At 58.6% G+C, this 7,551-nt stretch carries 7 protein-coding genes; 1 reads left to right on the forward strand and 6 read right to left on the reverse strand.

All coding sequences use genetic code 11. The annotated features are described in order from the left end of the window. Positions 1-10: 10 nt before the first annotated feature. From ADA16_RS01155 to ADA16_RS01180, 6 genes are all read right to left on the reverse strand, one after another. Complete coding sequence (locus tag ADA16_RS01155) at positions 11-1,252, reverse strand: tetratricopeptide repeat protein (RefSeq protein WP_048758482.1); 1,242 nt, start codon at positions 1,250-1,252, stop codon at positions 11-13. A gap of 112 nt (positions 1,253-1,364) precedes the next feature. Further along, a complete protein-coding gene (locus ADA16_RS01160; RefSeq protein WP_048758483.1) occupies positions 1,365-2,291 on the reverse strand; it encodes a ribonuclease H family protein in 927 nt (308 codons plus the stop codon). Between the two features lie 44 nt (positions 2,292-2,335). Continuing rightward, positions 2,336-3,094 carry an ABC transporter ATP-binding protein gene (locus ADA16_RS01165; protein WP_048733373.1) on the reverse strand — a complete coding sequence of 253 codons (759 nt, stop codon included), beginning with the start codon at positions 3,092-3,094 and terminating at the stop codon, positions 2,336-2,338. Next, complete coding sequence (locus tag ADA16_RS01170; protein WP_048733371.1) at positions 3,091-4,107, reverse strand: iron chelate uptake ABC transporter family permease subunit; 1,017 nt, start codon at positions 4,105-4,107, stop codon at positions 3,091-3,093. The genes ADA16_RS01165 and ADA16_RS01170 overlap by 4 nt, the downstream gene beginning before the upstream one ends. Positions 4,108-4,126: 19 nt before the next feature. Beyond that, positions 4,127-5,074, reverse strand: coding sequence for an ABC transporter permease (locus ADA16_RS01175; protein WP_048733369.1), 948 nt, complete (start codon positions 5,072-5,074; stop codon positions 4,127-4,129). A 39-nt stretch (positions 5,075-5,113) separates the two neighbouring features. Further along, positions 5,114-6,121, reverse strand: coding sequence for a siderophore ABC transporter substrate-binding protein (locus ADA16_RS01180; RefSeq protein WP_048758484.1), 1,008 nt, complete (start codon positions 6,119-6,121; stop codon positions 5,114-5,116). A gap of 348 nt (positions 6,122-6,469) precedes the next feature. Between ADA16_RS01180 and ADA16_RS10880 the strand changes: the two genes are divergently transcribed. Next, positions 6,470-7,474, forward strand: a complete 1,005-nt coding sequence (locus ADA16_RS10880) for a tyrosine-protein phosphatase (RefSeq protein WP_082150623.1) — start codon at positions 6,470-6,472, stop codon at positions 7,472-7,474. Positions 7,475-7,551 lie beyond the last annotated feature (77 nt).

The raw sequence follows: 7,551 nt of genomic DNA on the forward strand, positions 1-7,551 counted from the left end.
CGGTGGCTGATTACTTGTTCAGCTCTTCGATGCGCTCGCGAGCATCGAGCATCTCGTCGGCATCAATCTTGGCGCAGCGGGTAAACCACACCTTGGCATCGTCTTTACGGCCGGCCTCGACCAGCGCATCAGCGTAAGCGTAGAACAGACGAGCGGCCTCGAAGTCCTCGCGGTCCGGGTTCAGATCCTGGGTCTCCAGCTCAACCAGAGCCTCATCAATCTGGCCCATATCGCGGCGAGCACCTGCGGCGACGATAGCTAGCTCAGTCTTGGACTCGTTGTCCAGCTGCTTGGCTTCCTCGGAGCGAGCCAGCTCGATGGCCTTCTCCGGGCGACCGAGGCCGCGCTCACAGTCCGCCATGACCGCGAGCATGCCCGGGCCACCGGAGATGCGGCGAGCAGCACGCAGCTCAGCCAGGGCTTCCTTCCACTCACCTGCGTGGTAAGCGGCGACACCAGCGGTCTCGCGAACGACACCGACGCGACCTGCACGGTCCTTCGCTGCGCGGGCATGCTCCAGGGCACGCTGCGGGCCTTCAGCCATCAGGATTGCGGCCATAATCATGTGACGAGCGACCTTGTCGGCGTTGTCCTTAGCCAGGCTCTTCAGATCCTGGCGCACGCTCGGGTCGAGCTCGTCTGCGCGAATATCATCTGGCAACTTCGGCTCGTTCTTGCGGGCCTCAATGCGCTCCTCGCGGAAACCTGGGCGCTGCGGACCAGTGCGGTGCGTACGCTTCTCATCCTGGAAGCGGCCACCGCGATTGGAGCGACGTGGCTTACCACCGCGACGGTCGAAGTTGCGACCTCCCTGGCCGCCACGTCCGCCCGGGCCGCGACGATCATTGCGGTCGCCCCGGTCGTTGCGCTCGTTACGATCATTGCGGTCGTAACCGCGGCCACCGCGACCACCACGGTCATCGCGGTTAAAACGCTCATTACGATCATCGCGATTGTTGCGGTCGTAGCCACGACCGCCACGGCCACCGCGTTCATTGCGGTCGCCACGGTTAAAGTCACGATCATCGCGATCATCACGACGGAAGCCCCGCGAACCACGGGAACCGCGGTTACCACCATGACCACCGTGACCGCCACGGCCGCGACCACCTGGGCCACCACCCTGTCCACGACGATCGTTGCGGTTGCGACCGTTAAAGCCGCCCTCGCCACGACCATGGGAACGGTTAGACCCGCGGTTTCCGCGATTTCCTCGGCCTTCGCCGGAACGAGGACCTTCGTGCTCAGCCATGAAGTCGGAGCTCCTTATATGTAATGAATAAAAGAATTTATGTGTTTTCAGGCTACCAGTAACCCCGGATTGCCTGGCGGCCTACCTAAAAGACCAAACTTTCATACTACTGCTAAGACCTGCCCACATTCCAACCCACTAAACGCGCGGAACCTGTGGCCTTCCCCACTGCCTGGGACAAATCCCAAACTGCCAGGCCAACCCAGTCGTCGGTGATGAACTGCGCGGCGGCGGTAGTGCCCTCGACGCGGAGCTCATGCGCGGCATCCGAAAGTCCGTCTGGCACGGGGAGGTCGGCGCCCAGGGCGTCGTTAAGCAATGTCTTGAGTGCACGAGCATTGCCCTGCTCAGCGCGACGTGCGGCGCGCCGGAAAACGGTGAGCGCTTCCTTGGCTGCGTCCTCGGCTGTCACGGTGGTGTCGGCGGCGAGGTCGAAAAGGCCTTCCTGCTCGAAGGTTGCGGTCTTGGGCGCCTTGGAGTCGGAAGAAGGCGCGGCGGAAGCGGCGGGCGCGCTCTTCGAGTGCGAGCTGTTGGCTTGGGCGCGGCTGACCGCACTAGTACTACTTCCACCTGCACCGCCGAAACCTGGCCCCTCCGGCACGGCCGTACCCTTCTGATACGCGGTGGCAGCGGCGCGTGCGCGCTGATCTGCAGCTTCGTTCATGTCGTGACCGGAGTGGCCCTTGACCCATTCGAGATGAATGTTGCGACCAACGAGCAGCTGGTCGATGTCCTGCAAGATATCCACGTTGAGGACGGGCTTGCCGTCGCGCTTCTTCCAGCCCTTGCGCTTCCACCCCGGCATCCACTTAGTGACAGAGTTAATCACGTACTGCGAATCGCACAGGACGAACAGTGGCTCATCGGGGATGTGAGCGGTGGCGCGGAGCAGCTCAGCAAGTGCTGTGAGCTCGCCGCGGTTGTTGGTGCCCTCTTTCCATCCGCCGGCGGCCCAGCAGCTGTCGTCGATATACCAGCACCACCCGGCAGGTCCGGGGTTGTGGAGGGCGGAACCGTCAACGGCAGCAGTAATAGTCATGGGGCTAGATTGTATCGGCTGCGTGGACCCGGCCTGGAATTGGCTTAAGAGCCGTAGCAGGCGACCGGGCCGTGCGGCCCCTCGACGATGTCAATCTGGGTGTTGAAGATTGGGCTTAGAATCTCCGAACGCATCAGCTCCGCGGTTGGGCCGTGCTCAACGATCTGGCCGTCTTTCACCGCACAAATGTAATCGGCGTAGCGAGCCGCGAAATTGATGTCATGCAACACCACCACCATAGTGCGACCCAACTCGCGCACTGCCGTGCGCAGGTACGACATGATGTCGACCGAATGGGAAATGTCCAGGTTGTTCAACGGCTCGTCGAGAAGCACGTAATCCGTCTCCTGGCAGAGCACCATTGCGACATACGCGCGCTGACGCTGACCACCGGAAAGCTCGTCGAGGTAGCGGCCCTGGAGCGCCTCAAGGTTGAGGAACTCGATGTACTGGGAAATGATGCGCTCATCATCGGCGGTCAAGCGTCCCTGGCTATACGGGAAGCGGCCGAAGCTGACCAGCTGGCGCACGGTGAGACGCGTGACGAAGTGGTTGTCCTGGCGCAAAATCGAGAGCACCTTGGCCAGGTCCTTCGACTTAGTCTTGCCCACGTTGTACGGACCGACGTTGATGTCGCCGGAGTCGACGGTCAGGAGGCGACCAATCATAGTCAAGAGCGTAGACTTACCCGCACCATTAGGACCGATTAATGCCGTAATGGAGTTAGTCGGAATCTCCAGGTCAACGGGGCCAATCGACACCTCACTGGTATAGCTCTTGCGCACACTGTCGAGGAGAATCATAGCCGTCCCTTCTTCAAAACGACGTAAAGGAAGATCGAACCGCCAACCAGCTCGATAATGATGGACACCACGCCCTGGGCGTAGAAAACGTGATTGAGAATGAAATACGCGCCGGCCAGCGTGACGTAGCCAATCAGCGCCGCCATCGGCAGCACAAAGCGGTGGTCATAGGTATCCGCGGCCTGGTACGCAATGGTCGCAACCAGGAAACCCAGGAAAGTCATCGGACCGACCATGGCCGTCGATACGGCCATCAGCACAGACACTGCAACCAGAACGGTGATCGACCGAACCTGGTAGTTCACGCCCAGATTCGTCGCAACCTCACGGCCTAGCGACATCACGTTCAGCGCCCGCGAATGCAGCGCGATTACCACGATTGCCGCTATCACTAGCGGAATTGCCACCGGGAAAAACTCCGGATCAGCGTTGTTGACTGAACCGAACAACCGCGCCGTCAGCAGGTCAAAATCCGACGGTGTCAGCATGCGCTGCATAAACGTCGATACCGAGGCCAACCCGCCACCGATGACAATGCCCACCAGCAGCATGCTGTGCATGTCCGCGCCCTGCCCAGTCAGCAGCCACGCGTACAGCACCAGCGACAGCCCCACCATCAGCGTAAGCTGCAGGACAAACGCCCCAACCGAGCCGGCCTTCATCAGCCCCGTCGCACCGAGGAAGTACACCGCGGCGGTGCTAATAGCCACATACAGCGCTTCAAAGCCCATAATCGACGGCGTAATAATGCGATTATTCGCAATCGACTGGAACGCAACCGTCGCAATTGCATGACAGCAGGCAACCACAATCATGGCAATCACGGCGTCAAGGCGCCGACGCGCAATCAGCCAAAAGCCCTCCGTGCCGAACGGCAACGGGTTGTCCCATGCGAGCAGACCCGCGGTAAACAACGTCGCCAAGCCCACCAGCACAGCAATGATGATCCAGTACCTGCGCGCCGCGGCGCCCGTGCTAAACGACGTCGTTTGCGGGCCAACCTGGTTGGCCATCGTATGAGTTGAACTGAGATTAAGCACGACGCCGCTCCACAATCAGATAGACGAAAATGGCAGCACCCAGGATGCCGAGAATCACCGATACCGGAATCTCGAAGGGGGCGATAATGACGCGGCCAATTATGTCCGCGACCGTCACGATGGCAATGCCCACCAGGCACACCCATGGCAAGTTGGAGCGCAGGTCATCGCCACGAAACATGGAGACGATATTCGGCACGACGAGACCCAGGAAAGGCAGGTTGCCCACCACTACTGTGACTAGACCTGTCGCAATCGCGATTAGTCCCGTGCCCAGGAACACGATTCGCTTGTAGTTCAGTCCAACGTTGGTCGCGATATCCTCACCAAGGCCCGCTACAGTCAGCCGATCGCTGAATACGAAGACGATCGCGACCACAATGACGACCAGCCACAGGAATTCGTACTGCCCTTTATAAATATCAGTGAAGGAGCCCGCGAACCAGACGCTCAGCGACTGCAGCATGTCTGTCTGCAACGCAAAGAAAGTCGAAATCGAACTGACTACCGCGCCCAGCATGATACCCACGATGGGCACGACCAGGCTCGACTTCAAAGTCACTCGGCGCAAGAACAGGAAGAACACTGCCGTGCCGATGAAAGCGAAGATAATCGCGCCGCTCATTCGGCCGAGCAACGACGCCGAGGGGAAGAAATACATCACGAAAATGAGGCCAAGCCCAGCCCATTCCGTGGTTCCCGTCGTGGTGGGTTCGACGAATTTGTTGTGCGTAAGCAGCTGCATGACCAGGCCGCACATCGCCATCGCGGCACCAGAGAGCACTAGCGCAATGGTGCGCGGAATACGCGTGGTGGCGAACATCTCCCAGCCGTCGTCGGCGCCCAGGATGTCGTATTGGCCTACAAACAGCGACATAGCCACCAGGACTGCCACAACGGCAATCCCAATGGCTAATCGGGGTTCCAGTAACTTCTGCATAGAGTTGGTGAGGTACTCCTGTGACTGGTCAGAGAACTATTAGGCCTGCTCGAAGGCGTCGGCAAGCTCGTTCAGGATCTCCGTGTACGTGATGATGGACTCGTTGGTGTAAGTGTCCTCTGGGGCGTAGTAGATGTTGCCCTCCTTGACGGCCTTCACGTTCTTCAGCGGAGCAGCTTCCTCGACCACAGACTGCGCCGAACGGTACTCATCGGTACCGCGCACCGAGGTGCCAGCATCGCGGTCGAGAACCATGATGAAGTCCGGGTTCGCCTTAGCGATGGACTCGGCGGAAATCTCATCACCCTGGTGATCATCGCTGGCCTTGTCGACCTCCAGTGCCGGCTTCATGCCAATCAGGTCAAACAGCGGACCGAAAGTACGGCCAACGGTCGGAGCAATGTAGCCGAGCGTGCCTCCCGACGAGTTCAGCGCCATAACCTTCACGTTCGGGTTGTAGGCCTCGCGAGCGCGCTCCAGAGCCTTATCGAAGTCCGCGATAAGCTGGTCGGCTTCCTTCTCCTTACCGAAGACGGTGCCCATGCCCTTGGCGTGACGCTTGAGCTCCTCATCCAGCGGTTTGCCCTCGCGCGGCTCGAAGTCCACGATGGCGGAGTTCGGAGCGAGCTTCTTCAGGTCGTCGTAGTACTTGTCGAAACGCTGACCGGTGACAATCAGGTCCGGGTCGGCGGCTGCAACAATCTCGAGGTTCGGCTCGCGGTGATTACCGATGTCCTGAACGTCAGGATTGTCCTTGTAGTCGGAAACCGTAAACGGGATAATCGCCTTCGGAGCTGCAGCCAGCTTAATGCCCCACTGATCGAGCATCTCGAACGAACGGTTGTCCGTGGCCACAACAGTGTCAATTTCGGCCGGCACGGTCTGCTCACCGTGATTATCAGTAACGGTAACAGTTGCCTCGTTACCTGCAGCTGCAGACTTATCCTCGTTGCCGGCATCGGCAGAACATGCGCCAAGAACAAGTCCAAGACTGGCAACAGATGCGGCTACGATATTGCGAATACGGCCGGAGTTAGAACGCGCCACTGAAAGGCATCCCTTCGGTCACAGTAGGATTGTTGAGCAAACGTCACTTAGACGCCATTACCCAATCACTTACTTAGGTAATCATTACCTGCGCAACCTTAGCTTAGGGTGCCCTATTTAACAAGTAATTACGTTATGAAATTGCGAAGCATTTAGGGCATGTTTCAGATGATGATTAGCGTTGGCTAATTTACGCTGGTAGAAGAGGCTTTTCTGGGTAATGCAGTCAGGTACCCCCGCTACGTTCTTACCGCGTTTCAAAGCGGCCTGTTGTGCGGGCATGGCTTTGCGCGAAAGAGCTTTTCTTATAAGTTGCCGAAAACCTGAGGCACGCTAACCTCAACACCCGTGAATACAACTAACCTGAACCGAGCGAACCATCGCACTAAAGCCGCTGCCCTAACCGCGGCCCTACTTTTACCGCTGGCCACTATTTCCCCATCGCCCGCATCGGCTACCCCTGATACCTCGTTGTTGAAGACAGTCACAACAGGGATTAGTGCGACCGAGACACAAATCAACGGTCAGGCTACAACCGCCACGGCGCCAACCGGATCTCCAGCCCCTATCGGGTCCGGCTCGCTTTCCTCCCTCAGCAACTTCCGCGATGTCGCGGGCAGTAGCGCCAACCCAATCATGACCGAGGACGGTCGCCACATCCGCCACGGCCTCGCATACAGGTCAAATGCCTTACGAGAGCCTAGCGACGAAGATCTTGCCCGCATGACACAGGCAGGTGTGACACGCGTCGTCGATTTGCGAAACATTAAAGAGCGCAACGAAGCCCCAGACGTCTTGCCCGACGGTGTCACTTACCAAGTAGCGGACATCATCGATGTTCACAATGGCTTGGGCTTCGTGAAGAGTCCTGTCGCAACTGTTGGCGACCAGCTTTACGGCCATGCACCGGAGTTCTACGAAGCGGCGGGAGAAAGCATCAAAGCGCACGATGCAGAGATTTTCGACGATGAAGTGAAGTACTTCGGCCAACTGCTCGGCTATGAGCTGATGATTACCGGAGAAGCACCGCGGACCGCTTGGAAGGATCTCCTCCAAGCCCTCGCATACGAAGACGGTGCCGTTGTATTCCACTGCAGTGCGGGCAAAGATCGAACCGGCCTCGGTGCCGCGTTCCTCTTGGCCATCCTAGGAGTTAGCTACGAAGTTATCGAGCAGGACTTCCTGGCCAGCAATGCTTACCTCAATCGCGAGAACGCGGTAGACAAAGAGTGGCTCAAGATGTCGTGGGACGCTATCGAAGAGAATTACGGTACTTTCGACAACTTCGTACGCCAAGGCATCGGGCTTTCCGACGCCGACATCAACCAATTGCGCCAGAAGTACTTGGTATAGCGCCACGCCTTACCCAATAATTGAACGCCGTTTACTGTTGGGTGTAAAAAAAAGGGGCGCGCAGCACCCACCCCACA

The organism is Corynebacterium vitaeruminis (genome assembly GCF_001054325.1).
Lineage (GTDB): Bacteria > Actinomycetota > Actinomycetes > Mycobacteriales > Mycobacteriaceae > Corynebacterium > Corynebacterium vitaeruminis_A.

What these genes read in the sequence shown, in the direction of transcription:
- ADA16_RS01165 (WP_048733373.1), bottom strand. Translation starts at nt 3,094, where the DNA reads ATGATTCTCCTCGACAGTGTGCGCAAGAGCTATACCAGTGAGGTGTCG.
- ADA16_RS01170 (WP_048733371.1), bottom strand. Translation starts at nt 4,107, where the DNA reads ATGGCCAACCAGGTTGGCCCGCAAACGACGTCGTTTAGCACGGGCGCC.
- ADA16_RS01175 (WP_048733369.1), bottom strand. Translation starts at nt 5,074, where the DNA reads ATGCAGAAGTTACTGGAACCCCGATTAGCCATTGGGATTGCCGTTGTG.
- ADA16_RS01155 (WP_048758482.1), bottom strand. Translation starts at nt 1,252, where the DNA reads ATGGCTGAGCACGAAGGTCCTCGTTCCGGCGAAGGCCGAGGAAATCGC.
- ADA16_RS01160 (WP_048758483.1), bottom strand. Translation starts at nt 2,291, where the DNA reads ATGACTATTACTGCTGCCGTTGACGGTTCCGCCCTCCACAACCCCGGA.